The organism is Streptomyces sp. NPDC048637 (assembly GCF_040650675.1).
Taxonomy (GTDB): Bacteria; Actinomycetota; Actinomycetes; order Streptomycetales; family Streptomycetaceae; genus Streptomyces.
The window spans coordinates 216,237-236,631 of sequence record NZ_JBEZHQ010000010.1 but is presented as its reverse complement, the minus strand read 5'-3'; the positions used below and the strand labels follow the sequence as shown (position 1 = coordinate 236,631).

Annotated in this window: 15 protein-coding genes; 5 read left to right on the top strand and 10 right to left on the bottom strand. The window is 71.0% G+C overall.

Translation table 11 applies throughout. From position 1 onward, the window contains the following. The first annotated feature begins 126 nt into the window (after window positions 1-126). Window positions 127-1,758 carry a D-aminoacylase gene (locus AB0C46_RS16390; protein WP_362828483.1) on the top strand — a complete coding sequence of 544 codons (1,632 nt, stop codon included), beginning with the start codon at window positions 127-129 and terminating at the stop codon, window positions 1,756-1,758. 41 nt (window positions 1,759-1,799) lie between these two features. On the opposite strand, the gene AB0C46_RS16385 is transcribed toward AB0C46_RS16390, so the two are convergent. Continuing rightward, a complete protein-coding gene (locus AB0C46_RS16385) occupies window positions 1,800-3,746 on the bottom strand; it encodes a P-loop NTPase fold protein (protein ID WP_362828482.1) in 1,947 nt (648 codons plus the stop codon). 372 nt (window positions 3,747-4,118) lie between these two features. On the opposite strand from AB0C46_RS16385, the gene AB0C46_RS16380 reads away from it, so the two are divergent. Continuing rightward, entirely contained in the window at window positions 4,119-5,330 is a 1,212-nt protein-coding gene (locus AB0C46_RS16380) for a pyridoxal phosphate-dependent aminotransferase (protein ID WP_362828481.1), read from the top strand. Between the two features lie 85 nt (window positions 5,331-5,415). Further along, on the top strand, window positions 5,416-5,868 hold the full coding sequence (locus AB0C46_RS16375; protein WP_362828480.1) for a hypothetical protein: 453 nt from the start codon (window positions 5,416-5,418) through the stop codon (window positions 5,866-5,868). A 224-nt stretch (window positions 5,869-6,092) separates the two neighbouring features. Here the strand turns inward: AB0C46_RS16375 and AB0C46_RS16370 are convergent, their stop codons facing one another. Next, window positions 6,093-7,913: a phosphoenolpyruvate carboxykinase (GTP) gene (locus tag AB0C46_RS16370; protein WP_362828479.1), complete on the bottom strand. Its 1,821-nt coding sequence runs from the start codon at window positions 7,911-7,913 to the stop codon at window positions 6,093-6,095. A 239-nt stretch (window positions 7,914-8,152) separates the two neighbouring features. Between AB0C46_RS16370 and AB0C46_RS16365 the strand changes: the two genes are divergently transcribed. Then, the gene (locus AB0C46_RS16365) at window positions 8,153-8,869 is read left to right on the top strand and encodes a hemolysin III family protein (RefSeq protein ID WP_362828478.1); all 717 of its coding nucleotides are present in this window, start codon (window positions 8,153-8,155) and stop codon (window positions 8,867-8,869) included. 393 nt (window positions 8,870-9,262) lie between these two features. Beyond that, window positions 9,263-9,889, top strand: a complete 627-nt coding sequence (locus AB0C46_RS16360; protein ID WP_362828477.1) for a TetR family transcriptional regulator — start codon at window positions 9,263-9,265, stop codon at window positions 9,887-9,889. Window positions 9,890-9,940: 51 nt separating this feature from the next. Here AB0C46_RS16360 and AB0C46_RS16355 read toward each other — a convergent pair whose 3' ends face one another. From AB0C46_RS16355 to AB0C46_RS16320, 8 genes are all read right to left on the bottom strand, one after another. Next, window positions 9,941-10,435, bottom strand: coding sequence for a MerR family transcriptional regulator (locus tag AB0C46_RS16355; protein WP_362828476.1), 495 nt, complete (start codon window positions 10,433-10,435; stop codon window positions 9,941-9,943). 22 nt (window positions 10,436-10,457) lie between these two features. Next, a complete protein-coding gene (locus tag AB0C46_RS16350) occupies window positions 10,458-11,990 on the bottom strand; it encodes an amidase (protein WP_362828475.1) in 1,533 nt (510 codons plus the stop codon). A 73-nt stretch (window positions 11,991-12,063) separates the two neighbouring features. Further along, window positions 12,064-13,074, bottom strand: coding sequence for an NADP-dependent oxidoreductase (locus AB0C46_RS16345; protein WP_362828474.1), 1,011 nt, complete (start codon window positions 13,072-13,074; stop codon window positions 12,064-12,066). A 116-nt stretch (window positions 13,075-13,190) separates the two neighbouring features. Then, on the bottom strand, window positions 13,191-15,224 hold the full coding sequence (locus AB0C46_RS16340; RefSeq protein ID WP_362828473.1) for a thioredoxin domain-containing protein: 2,034 nt from the start codon (window positions 15,222-15,224) through the stop codon (window positions 13,191-13,193). 67 nt (window positions 15,225-15,291) lie between these two features. Next, window positions 15,292-18,750, bottom strand: coding sequence for an AAA domain-containing protein (locus tag AB0C46_RS16335; protein ID WP_362828472.1), 3,459 nt, complete (start codon window positions 18,748-18,750; stop codon window positions 15,292-15,294). A 447-nt stretch (window positions 18,751-19,197) separates the two neighbouring features. Further along, window positions 19,198-19,629 carry a hypothetical protein gene (locus AB0C46_RS16330; RefSeq protein WP_362828471.1) on the bottom strand — a complete coding sequence of 144 codons (432 nt, stop codon included), beginning with the start codon at window positions 19,627-19,629 and terminating at the stop codon, window positions 19,198-19,200. Window positions 19,630-19,772: 143 nt separating this feature from the next. Next, a complete protein-coding gene (locus AB0C46_RS16325) occupies window positions 19,773-20,024 on the bottom strand; it encodes a hypothetical protein (RefSeq protein WP_362828470.1) in 252 nt (83 codons plus the stop codon). After that, entirely contained in the window at window positions 20,021-20,374 is a 354-nt protein-coding gene (locus AB0C46_RS16320; protein ID WP_362828469.1) for a hypothetical protein, read from the bottom strand. The genes AB0C46_RS16325 and AB0C46_RS16320 overlap by 4 nt, the downstream gene beginning before the upstream one ends. Window positions 20,375-20,395: the final 21 nt, after the last annotated feature.

Sequence of the window (20,395 nt, the reverse complement as noted above, 5' to 3'; positions counted from 1 at the left end):
CCGCCGGCCCCCCCCCCCCCCCCGCGGCCCCCGCCGCCGGCCCCAAGCCCCTGCGACCGCACGGCCCCGGGCACTGAGGCGCTGAGGCACCGAGGCACCGAGGCACCGAGAGAGGCAGGCCCCGCCATGGACACCGTGTTCCGCGACGTACGCGTCATCGACGGGTCCGGCGGTCCGTCCTACCGCGCCGATGTCGCCCTGTCCGGCGGCCGCATCGCCGAAATCCACCGCGCGTCGGACGGCGGCCCGCGTCCGGGCGCCGCCCGTGTGGTGGAGGGCCAGGGCCTCGCCCTCTCCCCCGGCTTCATCGATATGCACGCGCACAGCGACCTGGCGCTGCTGCGGGATCCCGGGCACGAGGCGAAGGCCGCCCAGGGGGTCACCCTCGAAGTCCTCGGCCAGGACGGTCTGTCGTACGCGCCGGTCGACGACCGCACCCTCGCCGAGGTCCGCGCCCAGATCACCGGCTGGAACGGCGGGGCCCCCGGGGACACCTCCCTCGACTTCAGCTGGCGCACCGTCGGCGGCTACCTCGACCGCCTCGACCACGGCTTCGACGGCCAGGGCATCGCCGTCAACGCCGCCTATCTCGTCCCGCAGGGCACCGTACGGATGCTCGCCGTCGGCTGGGACGACCGCGCGGCCACCGCCGGCGAGCTGACGCGGATGCGGCAGCTGGTCGCCGAAGGCATGGAACAGGGCGCGGTCGGACTGTCCTCCGGCCTGACCTACACCCCCGGCATGTACGCCTCCGACGCCGAACTGACCGAACTGTGCCGCGTGGTGGCCCGCTACGACGGCTACTACTGCCCGCACCACCGCTCCTACGGTGCCGGCGCCCTCCAGGCGTACGAGGAGATGGTGGCCCTCACCCGTGAGGCCGGCTGTGCGCTGCATCTGGCGCACGCCACCATGAACTTCGGCGTCAACGAGGGCCGCGCGCCCGAGCTGCTCGCGTTGCTGGACCGCGCACTGGACGCCGGCGCGGACCTCACCCTCGACACCTATCCGTACACCCCCGGCTGTACGACCCTGGTCGCCATGCTGCCGAGCTGGGCGAGCGAGGGCGGCCCCGGGGCGATCCTGGCCCGCCTCCGGGACGAGGCGACGGCGGCCCGCATCCGGCACGACATGGAGGTGGCGGGCGCCGACGGCTGTCACGGGGTGCCCATCGAGTGGGACACCATCGAGATCTCCGGTGTCTCGGACCCCGCGCTGGCGGAGCACGTCGGCAAGACCGTCGCCCGCAGTGCCGCGGAGCGCGGTGCGGAGCCGTGGCAGACCGCCCGCCGGCTGCTGATCGAGGACCGCCTGGGCTCGACGATCCTGCAGCACGTCGGCCACGAGGACAACGTCCGCCGGATCATGCGCCACCGGGTGCACACCGGCGGCAGCGACGGCATCCTCCAGGGCGACAAGCCGCATCCGCGCGCGTACGGCACCTTCCCCCAGTACCTCGGCAAGTACGTCCGCGCGCTGGGGGTGCTGTCGCTGGAGGAGTGTGTCGCACATCTGACGGGCCGTCCGGCCGCCCGGCTGCGGCTCCCCGACCGCGGCCTGGTACGCGAGGGCCACCGCGCCGACCTGGTCCTCTTCGACCCGGAAACGGTCGCCGCCGGCGCCACCTTCGACGCCCCGCGCACCCTGCCCACCGGCATTCCGCATGTGCTGATCGACGGCCGGTTCGTGATGGAGGACGGCAGGCGGACGGGCGTCCTGGCGGGCCGGGCGGTGCGGCGGACACCCGGCCGGCGCTGAGGTCAGGCGGCCGGAGCTGAGGTCAGGGGGCGGCGCCGAGGTCAGGCGGGCGGCGGCAGCTCCCCCTCGGCCGCGCGCAGCACCAGCCGCTCGATCTCCGGCCCGCTGCTCGTCAGGTGGGCCCCCAACTCCCGGGCCAGCGCGGTCCGTTCCGGGGTGACCCGGCCCGCGTAGAAGACGACCGGACCGGTGTAGCGGCCCTCGCTCCGCAGCCGCCCGATGTGGTCCAGGCCCTCCCGCGGATTGGCGCCCCGGGCGATATCGGAGACGATCATCGTCGGCGACTCGACGGCGAGGGCGGCGTCCGCGGCCTCCGAGTCCTCGGCGATCCGCACCACGGCACCCGCCGCCCGGAAGGCGTTGACCAGCGTCTCGTTGTTCCGCGGATGGTCATCCACCCACAGGAGGCGCACGCCACGCAGCACCGCGTCGTCCGCACGCCCGTCCGCGGCCCGGCCCGGCTGCACCGCGCCGTACGGGGTCGGGGTGCCGTAGGGGGACGCGGTGCCGTAGGGGGACGCGGTGCCGTACGGGGACGCCGCGCCGTACGGGGTCGCGGTGCCGTACGGGGACGCCGGGCCGTAGGGCCGTGGCGGGAGCGACTGGAGATACGGGGCGGGCTCCGGCTGTACGGGAGCCGGGAGCTCGGCCCCCTCGCGCAGCCGGCGCAGCAGCTCCTCGGAGCGGGGCAGCGCCACCAGGCCGTCGATCAGCGAGGTGAACTCCTGGTCGGTCACCATCTCCGGGAATCCGCTGGGGAGTTGGCGCTCCAGCCGGCCCAGCGTCTCGGCTCCGGCGGCTCCGGTCAGGTCCGGCAGGTCGTGTTCGAGGAGGAAGCGGTTCACCCGGGGCAGCTCGGCCTCGGGGACCGGCTCCGGCGCCCGCAGCAGCCGGCGCACCTGCTGGTACGTACGGAACTCGGCGATCACATCACCCACACCGGACCCCGGCGCACAGGCCACCATCCGGTAGAAGTCGGGGTAGAAATACTGCAGCAGCAACGTCCGGACCACCGCCTCGGGCGGGAAGTCCTCCCACATCGGATTGAGCGTCGCCTCCAGCACGAAGCCGTTCACCAGGCGCTTGATGCGGCGCGGATTACGGGCCGAGCGCTCCGCGAGCAAGGTGGTCAGCCGCTCGTCCAGGAGCTGGTCGATCCCGACGGCGCGGGCGCACCGGTCGATGTACTCCCGGACACCCTGCTGGTCCGCGACCGGAATGCGGTAGCTGGTCTGGAAGATCTTCTCCATGAACGCCGAAGCGGCGGGCGACAGATCACGTAACAGCCCGTTGGGCGCCAGCGCCGAACGGTCGCAGCCGATGACGAACGCCAGCCCCGGCACGTCCAGATAGACCTTCACCGCCTCGCAGACGGTGAGCACCGACTCATCGGAGCAGCGGTCGAGGTCGTCGATGAAGACGACCAGGAGGCGGCGCGGCCGGAAGTCGGCGGTCTGTGACCACTCCTCCACCAGGGCGCCGATCGCCTCCCGCATCTCGTTGCGGGCCTGGGAGTTGACGGACAGGCCGCGCCACAGCTCGTCGACCAGGCCGGCCACCCCGAGCGGCCCGGCGGCGACCGTCGTCACGGCCCGTACGGCCCGCAGCAGCGCGCGCCGCTCGGAGATCCGCTGCAGTCCGCGCCGCAGCACCCGCCGGTCGAAGCGCATCAGGACGGATTTGATCAGCCCTTCCAGCGCGTCGGCGCCGGTCGAGGTCCAGGCGTTGTACCAGACAGTGTGCACCTCGGGGGCGTCCGCCAGCTCCGCGTCGACCAGCCGCATCAGGCTGCTCTTGCCCATGCCCCAGCCCGCGTCGACGGCGAGCGTGAAGGGGGTGGCGTCGCGGGAGGCGACCAGGAGCCCGGCAAGCCGGCGGGCGGCCCGGCCGGCGCCGAGCAGATCCGCGCCGGGCTCGACCACCGGCTCGTCGTTGAGCAGCGCGAACGGGCGGGGCGACGCGGAGGCAGAGGTACCGGCCGAGGGCACTGGGGATAACGAGGCCAACGAGGCCTGTGCGGGCACGGAGGCGCGCGCGGCTCCGAGTCCGGCTCCGGGTCCGGGTCCGGGTCCGCTGGGAGTGGTCGCCATCCTGTGTCGGCCCCCGGTGTCAGGTCGCGGGTGTGCTGCGCGGCGCGGCCGGACCCGGGCGCTGTGCGATCTCCAGGGGGCCGACCGCCCGGAGCGTACCGCCGCCTGGCCCCCGCTCGCCGGTTTCCGCCGAAACCGGCCGCCCGCGGAATCAGCACCGCGATGACCACCCCGCGCCGTCACCCGGCGTGCGGAACTCCACACCGTCCGCTGAGCAACGTGGGGAAAAACACCGGGCGGCCACCGAAACGCGCCCGTAAGGTGGCGGACATGCAGGTGATCCAGTCAACGAAGCTCGCCAACGTCTGCTACGAGATCCGTGGCCCGGTGCTTGAGGAGGCCATGCGGCTGGAGGCGGCGGGTCACCGCATCCTCAAGCTCAACACCGGCAACCCGGCGGCGTTCGGCTTCGAGTGCCCGCCCGAGATCCTGGAGGACATCCTCCGGTCGGTCGGCACGGCACACGGCTACGGCGACGCCAAGGGCCTGCTGTCCGCCCGCCGCGCGGTGATGCAGCACTACCAGACCAAGGGCATCGAGCTCTCGGTCGACGACATCTACCTCGGCAACGGCGTCTCCGAGCTGATCCAGATGTCGATGCAGGCACTGCTGGACGACGGCGACGAGGTGCTGGTCCCGGCCCCGGACTATCCGCTGTGGACGGCCTCCGTCTCACTCTCCGGCGGTACGGCCGTGCACTACCGCTGCGATGAGCAGGCCGACTGGATGCCGGACCTCGCCGACATCGAGCGCAAGGTCACCGACCGCACCAAGGCCATCGTCGTCATCAACCCGAACAACCCCACGGGTGCCGTGTACGACGACGAGCTGCTGCGCGGTATCGCGGAGATCGCCCGCCGGCACAACCTGATCGTCTGCGCCGACGAGATCTACGACAAGATCCTCTACGACGGTGTCACCCACACCCCCTTCGCCTCGCTCGCCCCCGACCTGCTGACCCTGACCTTCAACGGGCTGTCCAAGTCGTACCGGGTGGCGGGCTACCGCAGCGGCTGGCTGGCGGTCTGCGGCCCGAAGGCGCACGCCTCCTCGTACATCGAGGGGCTGACGATCCTCGCCAATATGCGGCTGTGCGCCAATATGCCGGCCCAGCACGCGGTCGCCACCGCCCTCGGCGGCCGGCAGTCGATCAACGATCTGGTGCTGCCCGGCGGCCGGCTGCTGGAGCAGCGCGACACGGCGTACGAGCTGTTGACGCAGATCCCCGGCGTCAGCTGCGTCAAGCCGAAGGGCGCGCTGTACGCCTTCCCGCGGCTGGACCCCAAGGTCTACAAGGTCAAGGACGACCGGGAGATGGTGCTCGATCTGCTGCGCGCCGAGAAGATCATGATCGTGCACGGCACCGGCTTCAACTGGCCGGAGCCCGATCACTTCCGCCTGGTCACGCTGCCCAGCAAGGACGATCTGACGGATGCCGTCACCCGGATCGGCTCCTTCCTCGACGGTTACGGACAGTACTGACCCGGAGTAATTTTCTGTACGAGCCACAACTTTAGACAGTGTCTAAGCTAGGCTGGTCTCCTAGACGTTTTCAGGAGGCCGTCCCATGTACGAACCGATCCGCACCCAGTCGGTCCACACCATGGCCGCCGCCCCGGAGATCCCGCACCGCTCACGCGAACAGGAGCTGGACATCCGGCTCGCCGGACAGCTGACCGCGCTGCTCACCGTCACCGATGAGCTGCATGCGCTGGCGACGCGGGCGGACGGCGGTGCGCAGGGCGCCGGGCTGGACGACGCCGCGCTGGCCGCCGCCGCCGAGCGCCTCGCCGAGCAGGTCGCGCGGCTCAGCGGCGGCCACTATCCGCTGCGCGCCGAGCCCAGCGACGGCAGCGCCCCGGCCCGGATCGAGGCCCTCCAGCAGCGCGCCCACACCCTCGCCGGGAACGCCCTGGCGGTCGCCACCTCCCGGGGCGACTCCGCGGCCATGACCCTGGCCGCGGAGCGGATGGAGGCACACTCCGCACCGCTACGGAACCGGGACCTCGCCACGGCGTAGCCGCGGACGGGGCGGAAGCGGGGCGGCTCCGACCCCGCGCCGACTCGGCCCTCGGGCGCCCACCCACTCCCCTTCCCTCACCCGTCCCCCACCCGTCCCCCACCCCTGGCGTCACTCCACCGGCCCATCCGGTCGGTATCTCTTCGGCCGGGTCTGCTCCACAACGAGCCGGGGCCCCGCACCTGAGGTGCGGGGTCCCGGCAGGGCGGTGTGCGGAGCGGTGACTAGCCGAGCCGCTGGACCAGTGCGCGGTACTCGTCCCACAGCTCCTTCGGCGTGTGGTCACCGAAGGTGTTGAGGTGCTCGGGGATCAGCGCCGCCTCCTCGCGCCACACGTCCTTGTCGACGGTGAGCAGGAAGTCGAGGTCGGCGTCGTCGAGGTCGAGCCCCTCGGTGTCCAGCGACTTCTTGGTGGGCAGCACGCCGATGGGCGTCTCCACACCCTCGGCCTTGCCGTCCAGCCGCTCGACGATCCACTTGAGCACCCGGCCGTTCTCGCCGAAGCCCGGCCACACGAAGCGGCCCTTGTCGTCCTTGCGGAACCAGTTGACGTAGTAGATCTTCGGCAGCTTGGACTGGTCCTTGTCGGCACCGACCTTGACCCAGTGGCCCATGTAGTCGCCCATGTTGTAACCGCAGAACGGCAGCATGGCGAACGGGTCCCGGCGCAGCTCGCCGACCTTGCCCTCGGCCGCCGCGGTCTTCTCGCTGGCGACATTGGCGCCCAGGAAGACACCGTGCTGCCAGGTCAGCGACTCGGTCACCAGCGGCACGGCGCTGGCGCGACGGCCACCGAAGAGGATCGCCGAGATCGGCACGCCCTTGGGGTCCTCCCACTCGGGCGCGATGATCGGGCACTGGCCGGCCGGGACGGTGAAGCGGGCGTTGGGGTGGGCGGCCGGGGTCTCGGACTCCGGGGTCCAGTCGTTGCCCTTCCAGTCGGTCAGATGGGCGGGCTTCTCCTCGGTCATGCCCTCCCACCACACATCGCCGTCGTCGGTGAGCGCGACGTTGGTGAAGACGGAGTTGCCCCACATCGTCTTCATGGCGTTGGCGTTGGTGTGCTCGCCGGTGCCGGGCGCGACACCGAAGAAGCCGGCCTCGGGGTTGATGGCGTAGAGGCGGCCGTCTTCACCGAAGCGCATCCAGGCGATGTCGTCGCCGATGGTCTCGACGGTCCAGCCGGAGATCGTCGGCTCCAGCATCGCGAGGTTGGTCTTGCCGCAGGCGCTCGGGAAGGCGGCGGCGACGTACTTGGCCTCGCCCTGCGGCGGGGTGAGCTTGAGGATCAGCATGTGCTCGGCGAGCCAGCCCTCGTCACGCGCCATGACGGAGGCGATACGCAGCGCGTAGCACTTCTTGCCGAGCAGGGCGTTGCCGCCGTAGCCGGAGCCGTAGGACCAGATCTCACGGTCCTCGGGGAAGTGCGAGATGTACTTGGTGGAGTTGCACGGCCACGGCACATCGGCCTCGCCCTCGGCCAGGGGCGCGCCGAGGGAGTGCACCGCCTTGACGAAGAAGCCGTCCTCGCCGAGTTCGTCGAGGACCGGCTGCCCCATGCGCGTCATGGTGCGCATCGAGACCGCGACATAGGCGGAGTCGGTGATCTCCACGCCGATCGCGGAGAGCGGGGAGCCGAGCGGGCCCATACAGAACGGGACGACGTACATCGTCCGGCCGCGCATCGAACCGCGGAAGATGCCCTGGTCACCGGCGAAGAGCTCCCGCATTTCGGCGGGGTCCTTCCAGTGGTTCGTGGGGCCGGCGTCCTCCTCCTTCTCGGAGCAGATGAAGGTGCGGTCCTCGACCCGCGCCACGTCCGAGGGGTCGGAGGCCGCGTAGTACGAGTTGGGGCGCTTGATCGGGTCGAGCTTCTTGAACGTGCCCTTGTCGACGAGCTCCTCACACAGACGCTCGTACTCCGCCTCCGAGCCGTCACACCAGACGACCCGGTCGGGCTGGGTGATCGCTGCGATCTCGTCGACCCAGGAGATGAGCTCCTGGTGACGGGTGAGGACGGGGGGAGCCGCGTTGTCGCGCGCCACGATCGCTCCTAGATGAGGGTGTGGACGAACTTATGCCCGGTTTGACCGGGAAAATCCGCTTCTTTAGATGTCTACCCCTTGGGGGCTGCGACCCGGATGCTTCGTGACCGCTCATCCGGTGCCGACCGCACTCATTTGATCATCCGACCGTTCCGGAGTTCTGTCCAGAGGGCGACTTCGTGACCGTCACCACTTCGGCACGAATCCGTAACTTACGGTCGCGTAGGTAGCATTGCGCCATGACTTCCGCGCCCGACGCCGCCGAGAGCCAGCCCCCCTCCGCTCCGCCCGCGATCGCGGCGGTCGCCGCCGTGACCGCACCCCTCAAGCCCAAACTCCGCGGCTGGCTGCACGCCGGAATGTTCCCCGCCGTCCTCCTCTCCGGCGTGATACTCACCGCCCTCGCCGACAGCCCCCGCGGCCGCATGGCCTGCGCCATCTACACCCTGACCGCATGCCTGCTCTTCGGAGTCAGCGCCCTTTACCACCGCGGCAATTGGGGCCCGCGCGCCGACGGCGTACTGCGCCGCCTCGATCACGCCAATATCTTTCTGATCATCGCGGGCACCTATACGCCGCTGACGATGCTGCTCATGCCCGGCTCCCGCGGGCAGGCGCTGCTCTGGGCGGTCTGGGCGGCCGCACTGGCCGGGATCATCTTCCGGGTCTTCTGGGTCGGCGCTCCACGCTGGCTCTACACCCCCTGCTACATCGCCATGGGCTGGGCCGCCGTCTTCTTCCTGCCCGACTTCCTGCGCACCGGCGGCGTCGCCGTCCTCGTCCTGGTCATCGTCGGCGGGCTGCTCTACAGCGCCGGCGGCGTGATCTACGGGCTCAAGCGCCCCAACCCCTCACCCCGCTGGTTCGGCTTCCACGAGGTCTTCCACTCCTTCACCCTGGCGGCCTTCGTGGTGCACTACGTCGGCATCTCCCTGGTGGCCTATACGCACGCCTGAGGCACCCCGGCCGAGCGACCAGCACCCCCAAAACCCCTGCGCCCCCATGGCCGCGGCCTTCCTGGCCGCGGCCATGTCTCATGCCTGAACCTCCGCTGAACACCTCCCCACCCCCTGCACCTCACTCACAGTGACCATTCCCACGCCACAGCGTGACACACCCCACTGACAGTCAAGCCTCGGCTCGGCAGCCTGCTCGCCGGGGGGCGCGTGCCGACCGGATCGAGACCACAGGGCTGCCCCCCGCGGGCCGCCGATGCGGCACGGAATCCGGTCGTGGCCGCCATCCGTTCGCCGGCCGGCTGCCCAACCACCCGACCCCCGTGCCGAGCGCCGTATGCGCACGGTCCCGGCCGTGGCCTCCGGGACACCCGATGCCTGACAATGCTGCGCATGATCTCCGCACGTACCTCTGCCACCACGCCGCCCGGGACGCCGAAGGTCGGGCTGCGGGAGCGGAAGAAGATCCAGACCCGGCAGGCGATCCGGCGGGCGGCCTACCGGCTCTTCGAGGAGCAGGGGTACGACGCGACCCCCATCGATCAGATCGCCGAGGCCGCCGATGTCTCGCCGAGCACGGTCTTCCGCTACTTCCCGACCAAGGAAGACATCGTGCTCACGGACGAGTACGACGCCGTGCTGGAGGCCGGGCTCCGGGCCCGTCCCACGGACGAGCCGATGGTCGAGTCGATGCGGCGGGTCACGGTCGAGGCACTGCGCGAGATCTCCGCCGAGGACCGCGGCGAACTCGTCCAGCGCATCCGGCTGATCCGCGAGGTACCCGCCATCCGGGGCCGTACGGCCGAGAACACCGCCCGGGACGCCGCGCTGATCAGCGCCGTGCTGGCGGAGCGCACCGGCCGCCCGGCCGACGATCTGGAGCTGCGGGTGATCAGTGCCGCGATCCTGGCCGCGCTCCAGGAGGCGATGCTGAACTGGGGCGAGGGCGGCCAGACCGCCGAACTGGAGGCGCTGATCAACCAGACGATGGATGTGCTGGCGCGGGGTCTCACGCTCTGACGGCCGGGCCTCACCCTCTGACGGCCACGGTCACCCCCTGACGGCCGGGTCTCACCCCCTGACGGCGGGGGTGACCGTGGCCGGCGCGGCCTCCAGCCGGAAGAGCCGGCCGCTGTCCGCCCCGGCGCGTACCGTGCCGTCCGGCTCAGCCGGCTCCGTGACCTCGGCCTCCGGTTCGCCCAGGCGCGCCGCGAGTCGCGCCCGTAGGTGCGACAACCGCGCGATACGGGCATCCAGGTCGGCGAGCCGGCGCCGGGCCACCGCCTCCGCGGCCGAACAGCGGCCCGTGCGGGGTTCCTGAGGAAGCAGATCCGGCACCCCGTCGGCCGGCACCGTGCGCAGCAGATGGGCGAAGGCCCGCACATCCCCGACCGTCAGCCCCGCGTCCCGCAGTTCGCGCACCGCCCTCAGCCGGCGGATGTCCTCGTCGTCGTACACCCGATGGCCGGACGGCGTCCGCCGGGCCGTCACCAGCCCCTGCTGCTCGTAGTAGCGCAGCGCTCGCGGTGTCATACCAGCAGCCGCCGCGGCGTCCCCGATGCGCATCTCCCCCTCCTTCGTCGCTGGCTCAGCCCACCTGCTCCGGGCCCGGACGGCAATCCTCGCTCCGTCGGTCTGCGCTGTTCCGTACTCCTTCACCGGGCACGTCCTCGTTCCGCACGCCCCCGGTGAGTGCGTCCTCGTCGCGCGCATTCCCGGTGAGTGCGTCCCCGATCCGCGCACTCCCCTTGAATACGTGCTCGTTCCGCGCACTCCCGTTAAGTACATGCTCGATCCCTGCCGCCCCGTGGAGCAGTTCTTCGTCCGCCCCGGACCCACCGATGAGTTGGAGTCCGAGCGGCAGCCCGTTGGCGGCGTACCCCGCGGGCAGGCTGACGGACGGCAGCCCGGCGTTGCTCCACGGCAGGCACATGATCGAGGTGCCGGTGGTGGCGAGGCCGGCGGGCGCGGGACCGGTGGCCGGCGGGGCGATCCACAGGTCGATACCGGCCGCGGCGCGGTCCGCCGCGAGCCTCGCGCGGAAGGCGTTGCGGCGTACCCGGGCCGCCTCGTACGCGGCGTCCCCGATCGTCCGTCCCTCCTGGATGGCCGCCGTGGTCTCCTGGCGATAGCGGTCGCCGAAGCGGGCGAACCAGTCCCGGTGCGCCCGGGCCACTTCGTAGCGGTTCATCGTGAACAGCTGCTCCACGATCTGCTCGAAGTCGTCCATCACCGGCACCTCGTGGACGGCGTACCCGGCGGACCGCAGCAGCTCCCGCTGCTCCTCGAAGGCGCGCAGTGCCTCGTCGTCGGCGCGCTCCAGGTAGGGGCCGGCCGGCACGCCCAGTACCGGGCGCGGCCCGCGCCCCGCCGCGTCCCTCCCCCCGGCACTCCGACCGGCTTCGTGCCGGGGGTGCCCCCCTCGCCACCCGTCGACCAGCACCGATGCCGCCAGTGCGACAGCCGCCACGTCCGTGGCGTAGCAGCCGAGGGTGTCGAAACTCGCGGCGTTGGGGATCACCCCGTCGACCGGAATCCGCCCGTAGCTCGGCTTGAAGCCGACCACTCCGCAGTACGCGGCGGGCCGGATCATCGAGCCGACGGTCTGCGTCCCGATGGCCAGGGGCACCATCCCGGCGGCGACCGCGGCCGCCGAACCGCTGCTCGAACCGCCGGGCGTATGCGCCGGGTTGTGCGGATTGCGGGTCGGGCCCGGGGCCGTGACCGCGAACTCCGCGGTCACGGTCTTGCCCGCGATCAGCGCACCGGCGGCGCACAGCCGGTCGACGACGGTGGCCTGCAGGCCGCCGAGTACCTCGGGCGGCAGCGCCGAGCCCGCGCGGGTGGGCAGCCCGTCGACCCGCACGATGTCCTTGATGCCCACGGGGACGCCATGGAGGACGGGCCGGCCGGCGGGGTCCCGCACACCGGCGGCCGCCCGTCGCGCCGCCGCCAGGAGCCGCCCCCGCCGCCCGTCCTCGGGAACGAAGGCCCGCAGCCGCGGATCGACGGCGTCGATCCGGTCGCACGAACGGCTGACCGCGTCGACGGGGTCGTCCGTACCGGCCCGTAGCGCCGCGGCTTCCTGGACAAGGGATCGCTTCCCGAGCAAGGTCGTCACGCCGGGAGGCTACAACCGGCCTCTGACAGTGACGGGTTGCCTCAGCTGCCCCACGACGTCCCGGTGTCGCGCCTCACAACTCCACGAGTACGGCGCCCAGATGGCGCCCCTCGGTCAGCTCGCGCAGCGCCCGCGGCGCCTCCTCGATGCCGTTCAGCCGGGCGTGCGGGAAGGTGAGGCTGCCGTCACGCAGCCCCTCGCCGAACCGCTGGTTCCACTCGGGGATCAGATCCATGTGGTCGTACAGGGCGACGCCGCGCAGGGTGATGCTGCGGGCGAGCAGCGCGAGGGTGTCGATCTCGACCGTGTGGGCCGTGCCGTCTGCGGACAGCTGGCTGGACAGCGCGCCTACAAGGGCGAGCCGGGCGCCCCGGTTGGCGACGGCGAGGGCGGCCAGCAGCTGTTCACCGCCCACATTGTCGAAGAGCGCGTCGATGCCTTCCGGAGCCGCCGTCCGCAGCTGCTCCTCGATGGGGCCGGCGCCGCGGATCACCACCGCGTCATAGCCGAATTCCTTGATCAGCCGGTCCGCCTTCTCCTCCGATCCCGTGCTGCCGATCACCCGGGCGGCGCCGCGCAGCCGGGCGATCTGGCCCGCCAGGGAGCCCACGCCGCCGGCCGCCCCGGTGACGAAGACCGTGTCCCCGGGGCGTACTTCGGCGCCGCGCACGATGCCCATCCAGGCGGTGGGCCCCTGGGAGAGGTAGGCGGCCGGGTCGGGCATCAGGCCGGGGTCGTGCCGCTGTACCCGGTCGGCGTCCAGCAGGGCGTATTCGCGCCAGCCGAGATGGTGTTCCACCAGGTCGCCGGGCGTGAGGTCGGTCCCCGGGGCGGCGACGACCTCGCCGACGGCGGGTCCGTTCAGCGGCTCGCCGATCTCATAGGAGGGCATCGGCACGACATGGGTCTCGTCCATCAGCGTGCGCATCACGGCGGCGACGCCCATCACGGTGTTGCGTACCAGCACCTGGCCGGGTCCGGGTTCCGGGACCGGCACCTCCACGATCTCGAAGAGGTCATCGGTGACCGGCCCCTGCTGGGGGCGGGCGGTCAGGCGGACTTCGCGGTGAGTGCGGTGTGTCATGCGCCGAGGCTAGAACTTGACGCGCACGTCAGGGGCAATTCCGTCGCTGGTCCTAGGACCGGCGGCGGGCCCCCTGGGACGGCCGCCGTGCCGGGCGTCCCAGGGGGTCTGCGGACTCATCCCCGGAGTCGCTCCGTCAGCTCCTCCGGGGCGGTCGTCGGCCGCTCGCAGGTGAAGTGGCGGCAGACGTAGGCGGCCGGCTGGCCGTCGACCAGGGGGCGGTCCTGGAGGAGCGGCACCTCGTCGGCCCCGGGGGCGCCCAGCGCGACGACCGCCCCCGGGGCGGTGCCGAGCAGCGCGGCGCGGTGCAGCGCGACGGTGGCCGGATCGCCCTGCGGGCCGACGACCGCGACCTCACGCGGCCCGTCCAGTGCGGCCTCGGCGACGGCCAGGCCCCATCCGATGAAGCGCGGGGCCCGGCTGCCGAGCGCGGTGACGATGCCCAGGGCCCGCTCCGCGGCGTCCCGGTGGAGGTCGCTGCCGGTGAGCGCCGCATACGAGAGCAGGGCACCGGCCGCCGCGGTCCACCCGGAGGGCGTCGCGTTGTCGGTCGGGTCCTGGGGGCGGCGGATCAGCGCCTCGGCGTCGGCCGCGGTGTCGTAGAGCGCGCCGTCCTCGGTGGTGAACTGGAGCAGCACGGTGTCCAGGAAGAAGCCCGCGAACTCCACCCAGACGCCTTCCCCGGTGACCGAGGCCAGGGTGAGGAAGCCCTCCGCGACATCGGCGTAGTCCTCCAGGACACCGGAGTTGGCGCCGGGGGTGCCGTCGCGGGAGGTGCGGTGCAGCCGGGCCTGCCAGTCCATGTGGACGCGGACCAGCAGGTCGGCGGCGTCGGTGGCGGCCTGGATCAGATCCGGCCGGTCAAAGTAGGCACCGGTTTCGGCAAGCGCGGCGATGGCCAGCCCGTTCCAGGAGGCGACGACCTTGTCGTCACGGCCGGGGCGCGGCCGCTCGTCCCGCGCCGCGAGCAGCCGCTGCTTGACGGAGGCCACCCGTTCGGCGTCCACCAGCCCTTCGGTGCCCGGGAGTTGGAGGACCGAGGCGCCCTCCTCGAAAGTGCCCTCCTCGGTGACGCCGAAGTACGTGGCGGCGAACTCCGCGTCCTCGTCGCCCAGTACGGCGCGCAGCTGCTCGGGGGTCCAGACGTAATAGGCGCCCTCGACGTGCTTGCCGGTGCCGTCATCACTGTCCGCGTCCAGTGCGGAGGCGAAGCCGCCCTGGTCGGTACGGAGTTCGCGGACCATGAAGTCGGCGGTCTCGACGGCGATCCGGCGCGCCAGGTCCGAGCCGGTGGACCGCCACAGATGGGCGTAGGTCCGGCACAGCAGGGCGTTGTCGTAGAGCATCTTCTCGAAGTGCGGCACGGTCCAGGTGGCGTCCACCGCGTAGCGCGCGAAACCGCCGCCGAGCTGGTCGTAGATGCCGCCGCGGGCCATCACCGCGCAGGTCGCCTGCACCATTTCCAGGGCCGCGTCGGAGCCGGTGCGCGCGTGGTGGCGGAGCAGGAATTCCAGCACCATGGACGGCGGGAACTTGGGCGCGCCGCCGAATCCGCCATGCACCGCGTCGAATTCGCGGGTCAGCCCCATCAGGGCGCCGTGCAGCTCCTCGGGGCGCGGCGGCCGCCGGTCCGCGGGCAGCGACTCGGTCAGGGAACGTCCGGCGAGGTCCGCGACGATCCGGCCGGCAACCTCGCCGACCTCGTCGCGGCGGTCGGCCCAGGCGTTGCGCACCCCGTCGAGGATCTGCCCGAAGGACGGCATGCCGTGGCGGGGCTCGGGCGGGAAGTACGTACCGAAGTAGAAGGGCTCGGCCTCGGGGGTGAGAAAGACGGTCATGGGCCAGCCGCCCTGGCCGGTGGCGGCCTGCACGGCCTCCATGTAGACGGCGTCGACGTCCGGGCGCTCCTCGCGGTCGACCTTGACGGCCACGAAGTGCTCGTTGAGCTGCGCGGCGGTGGCCGGGTCCTCGAAGCTTTCGTGCGCCATCACATGGCACCAGTGGCACGCAGAGTAGCCAACTGATAGCAGAACGGGTACATCGCGCCGCCGCGCTTCCTCGAACGCCTCCGCCGACCAGGGCCACCAGTCGACCGGATTGTCAGCGTGCTGAAGCAAATAAGGCGAGGTCACACCAGCCAACCGGTTCATGCGATCCAGCCTCTCACAGCACCCCACCCCCGACCGTGGAACCTGGAGGTAGGAGCGAGCTGGTTCGCTACAGCGGCGGCTGGTGTCCCAGGTATCCGGCTTCGTCAGGGCGCAGAGCCTTCCGTCGGTTGCAACCGGCGGTGCTGGTCGTGCCGTCGGGTCCGACCGCGGTTGTGCGCGCGGGACAAGCCCAGACGAAGTAGCGCTGGGCCGGGTGGCTGGTTGTCTGCCGGGACCTTGCAGGGCGCTGCTTGGACGGGATGGTGTACTTGCGCAGTTCGGCCTGGGCTCCGTGGTCGGGGCAGACGGGCGGGTGGAGCAGCAGGTCGGCGTTCTCGTGGTCAAGGATGTGACGGGCGAAGCGACGTCCCCGGAACGGAACCATGATCTCCCGCCGGCCCTGACCGCCGGGTGCGTGGGACAAGGTGTTCAGGCTGCCGAGGAAGCAAAGCTGCTCGTCGATCACCAGGATCTTCTGGTGCATGTCCTTGATCTCCACCACGGTGTCGGCCACCTCCTTGAGCTCAGGCAGCCGACGCACGGCGTCGGCTGCGGTGGCCGGGTTCGCCAGCTGGCTCTGCAGCAGGCTGTCGCTCTCGTTGGTGACGAAGAGGTGGATCCGCACACCGCGACGGCGCGCGTCGTGAAGCCGCGGGAGAACCTCCCACATACGCTTGGTGTACCAGGGGGACCAGAGCCAGATGCTGTGGCGGGCCTGGTCGATGGCATCGAGGGCGTCAGGAAAGTAGGTGTCCTCGTCGTGGATGGCGGTGTACCGGACATGGCCGTCGAATGCCTGCCAAATCTCCTGCTGCAACGGGTTCAGCCCTGGCGACTCTCCTGCGGGCAGCCCGAGGAGTTGATCGGAACGGACGCCGCGCACCAGTGCTTCGGGTTCGGCCTTAGCCATATCTCGCAACTGGGCCAGTACCGTTCCGTTCGCCGCTCTGGCCAAGGCGTCCCAGGCGGCGAGCACGTAGACACGTTGGCGGGCCCGCGTCGCACCCACGTTGAAGAGTCGGGCGCCGTCCTTGGGGAAGGGCAGCGCTTCCTTGAAGTCGCCGGCAGCAGCCCATCCTGGGAGCACACCGTCCTCCACCAGGTCCAGGATGACGACGTCGAACTCCCGGCCCTGGAAGCGGTGCGCCGTACCCACCTCCACCACGGGGGTACGGAAGAGGCGGCCTTGGTCTTGGAGCCAGTCGTGCGTCACCTGGGCCTGCACCTTGTACGGCGTGACGATGCCGACGCTCTCGCCCTCGTCGTGGTGGCGCTCTGCCAACGCGGTCGCCAGCAGGCTGCCGGCCACCCACCAGCGGCCAGTTCCGCCCGGTACCCGTCGCGCGGCGGCGATTCCGCCGTCTCCCTCACCGAGCCCGTCGGTGGTGACCAAGATGATCTCCGGGTCGAGGGCACGGTCCCTCACCGGACGGGCCGACCGGAGTGTGCCGCCGTAGGCGATCCGGTTGACCAGATCGGTGGTGTCGGGTCCGAACCGGTGTGTGGTGAGCAGCGCCGCGCAGCCAGGGTGCGACAGGGCGTCGGCGGGTGTGCGGATGCCCACCAGCTCGAAGCAGTCCATGCGGATCCACCGCTCTAGCTCCGGCTGCTTCGGCACACGCTTGGGCATGACCGGGCCGAGCTGGCAGAAGTCGCCGAACAGGACGACGGTCTCCTTGGCCTTGGCGACCGCGACGATCAGTTCGGGCAGCAAGGCAGCCCCGGCCTCGTCAACCAGTACGACGTCATAAGGCCCTTCGGCAACGGCCCGGTTGAGCCGCAGCCGGGCGAGCGTAGTGGCCACCACGCTCGCCCCGCGGATCAGTTCGGGCTCGGCCTGGGAGCGCCGACGCGCCAGCTCCCGCACGAGCCGCTCGTGTTCGCGCTCCAACCCGCCCTGTCTGGAGAGCAGTCCGGCACAGGAGGTCTGCAGTTCGCGGCGCCGGACAGCCAGCTGGGGGAGGCCGGCGCGATCGGAGGTCGCGACCAGATCGGCGTCCCCAGACTGGAGACGGTGGTCCTGCTGGGCCGTCCGCAGGCGGTGTCTGGCGGCCTGCGCCGTCTGCTGAGTGAGCGTGAGGTCTTGGTCCACCTTGGCCTGGGCCACGGCGGTCGAATCGATCAGGGCCCGTTGCAGGCGCAGCGCGGTCTCATCGACCGGGTGGGCCTCAGCTTGCGCCTGAGCGATGCGCCGACGGAGTACGTCATGGTGGGCGGAGTAAGCTTTGGCGGCTTGGGCGACCTGCTGTTGGAGGGCAGCTCTGCGTTGGGTCTGCTCAGCTCGTTCGCGCTGGATCTCGCCACGCCGCCGTCTGGTCCGCAGGCGGCCCCGCCCGTCGAGTTCGCGTTCCTCCGTATCGAGAGCGGCCAGCGCGGCCTCGGCATCGAACAGCGCGGCCCGCAACTGCTGCTGACTCTGCTCCCCCTTCTCGATCTCGGTCCGCCACTGCGCCACCTGCTCCAGCAGGGCTCGCTGAGGCGCCCAGCTCTCCCAGCGCCCCCGAGCCCTCTGATGCTCGCCGGAGGCATGCTCGCTCCGGCTCCGAGCGTCCGCCTCGCCTGCTTCGGCTGCCTCCCGCTCAGCCGCGAGGCGCTCCACCAGGACGCCGTGGGCAAGACGTGTCTTGGCCTGCTCGTACGTGTCGGGATCGAAGCCAGCGAGTCGGGTCTCCGTCTCACGCAGTTCGGTCAGCGCCGGTTCGCTTGCCAGGGCCGCGAGTTGCTCGGCGATCCCTTCTACTGCCTGCTCGGCCTCCGCCACCCTTGCCCGCACCAGTAGGGGCAGCGAAACCCGCGGGTCCTCGGCTACGTGGCGGAGCGCGGGAGAGCCAACCCGGACCATCAGGCCGGGCAGGAGCGAAGAGCGTTCCTTGAGGACGCCCTCCAACGCGTTGTCCACCGCCACGTTGGTGCCGGAGACCAGCAGGACCCGCTTGCCCCGTAGGGCCAGGTCACTCAACGCCCGGGTCAGCACGGTCGTTTTCCCGGTACCGGGCGGCCCCCAGACCAGCCGCAGACCCGGCGAGGTACAGGCCAGGTACGCCTGTGCCTGACCGCCCTTCAGAACACCACTACAGGCCGAGGTATCCGCGGGCGCAACCGCGTCGATCCGACCGCCGACCAGCCGCTCGGCGAGTCCGGCGTCCGGCAGGGCCGCCAGCGCTTCGCGCAGCGAGCGAAGCAGGAAATCGGGCGGGCGCCGCACCGCCCACAGCGCCAATCCGCTCCGCGGCGCGTGGGCCGCCACCTGAAGGCGGACCCTCTCCGACTCGACCCGCCAGCCAAGGACGGTGAACGATCGACCCCGCCGATCGTCGGGCCCAGCCCCGGTCGCCAGCCGCATGTCCTGAAGGTCGTCCGGGTCGATCCGGCTCGCGTAGGTGGGCAGCCCGTACCAGCCGTCCTCCAGGTAGTGCACGTCCCCAACTCGCGTGTGCCTCGGAGATTCCGCGCGACCGCCGGTACGGCCCTCACCGGCCAGCACCTCGTCCACTGCCTGGAGCAGCTGCTCCATCCACTGCGCCAACGTTCCCCCACCTGGCCCACCTGGACACAACAACGCCACTTCCGACAACTATCCCACGGTGATCACTCCCTGTGTGCGCTCGTTATACAACTCACCTCGCGCCACTACGGCGACCGGGTAGCCGATTCCCGACGGGAGGACAATCTCGGCGTACCGCTCCAGGGTGGCGATACGGTCCGGATGGCGTCGGCGAACGGTGCTGACGGCGGGCCCTCTGTCGCGGGGCGGCTGCGTTCGGGGGCGGAGCGATGCAATGCGGCCGCCCGTATGCGCGGCCAGCCGGCCTCGTGCGGCTCGGCAGCGTTGAGTGAAGCGAGGGACATCCTGCTCAGCACCGGGGTGCCCCGAAGGAGATAAGGCCCATCATGCAGCCGCCTCGCAGGCACACCCGACGACGTCCGCTTGAGGACTCCACCGTGAACGAGGGGCGAGGGTGTGCGGGCGCAGTCAGCAATGCGGCCAGTGGACGCCCTGCCCGCCGCCTCTGATCGCTCGCCACTGAACCACGGGCACGCGGCCTTCAGCAGCGTGAATCCAGCCTCCGTACATGGCCTGGTCGAGGACTTCCTCGAAGGCGTGCCAGTCGGCCTGATGCCCGCAAGCATCACAGCGGTTCGGATTGAAGCTGCGTCCGCGCTGCCACACCGGCCGGTCACTCAACTGCTCACGGAGACCGATCTCGCTGTCCGGCTCTGCGAGGATATTGCGGGCCATCTCAACCGCTTCGGGAAAGTCCGTGGTGGTGAACTCGTCGCCGCGTGGCCGGTGGGAGGGCAGCAACGCGAATACCCACCAAAAGGAGAAGGAGCACCGCTCACACGGCGCCTCGTAGGCCAATACATCTACCCTCAGCGAGTTCACCGCCACCTCCGCGTCCACCCTCGTACAGCCCCTCTGCAGTCCGTTGGCAGAGCACGGCCGCCCACCTCCACGGGCACCTTGTTGACCACCACCGTGCCGGGTTCGCCCTCGTCGCAGCAGGCAGCAACGAAGAACCCCGGGCGTACGATCTTCATCACGGCCTACAGGTACGTGACCTGGACGATGTAGATCTGCTCGTGTCGTACGACGGTCAGGTACTCGAACATGCCCCCCGTGACGTCGGCGGTCCTACTCTTGGGGTTCTCGCCCCGATACGAGGTCCCGTCGAGGTAGACGGCTTCCGCAGCTCGGACCAGCTCGTCAGCCTTCTTCTCGACTTCGGCGGCGAAGGTCGGCGGAGCTCCGCCAATCACCTGTTCCTCGCTGGGGAGATACTCCCAGGACCACGTCATGCTCCCAGCACCCGGTAGGCGGCCCGGACGATCTCGGCGGCGATGAGGGCATGACGCCGGGAGTCATCGGGATCCTCCGCGACCTGCATGAGGTACTCGGCCCGGCGCAGCTTCAAGGCTGTCTCCGGGTGCCGCTCGATCTCGACCACGACCGCCCACCGCAGGAGGAACCCCCGGAGAGGATCAAGGGTGTCGGAGTCGATGGCCTTGGTGATCGCTTCAGCCTGCTCGGTCTGCATCTCCAGCAGACGGTCCGAAGCTACGACGGCAAGAGCGGCCTTGAGGGCGGTGATGGTCCGCTCAGGGCGCGGGATCAGCTCTTCAGCGTGGTGTTCCGGCTGTGCGGTCACGTCTCCTCCGTGCAGTTGGAC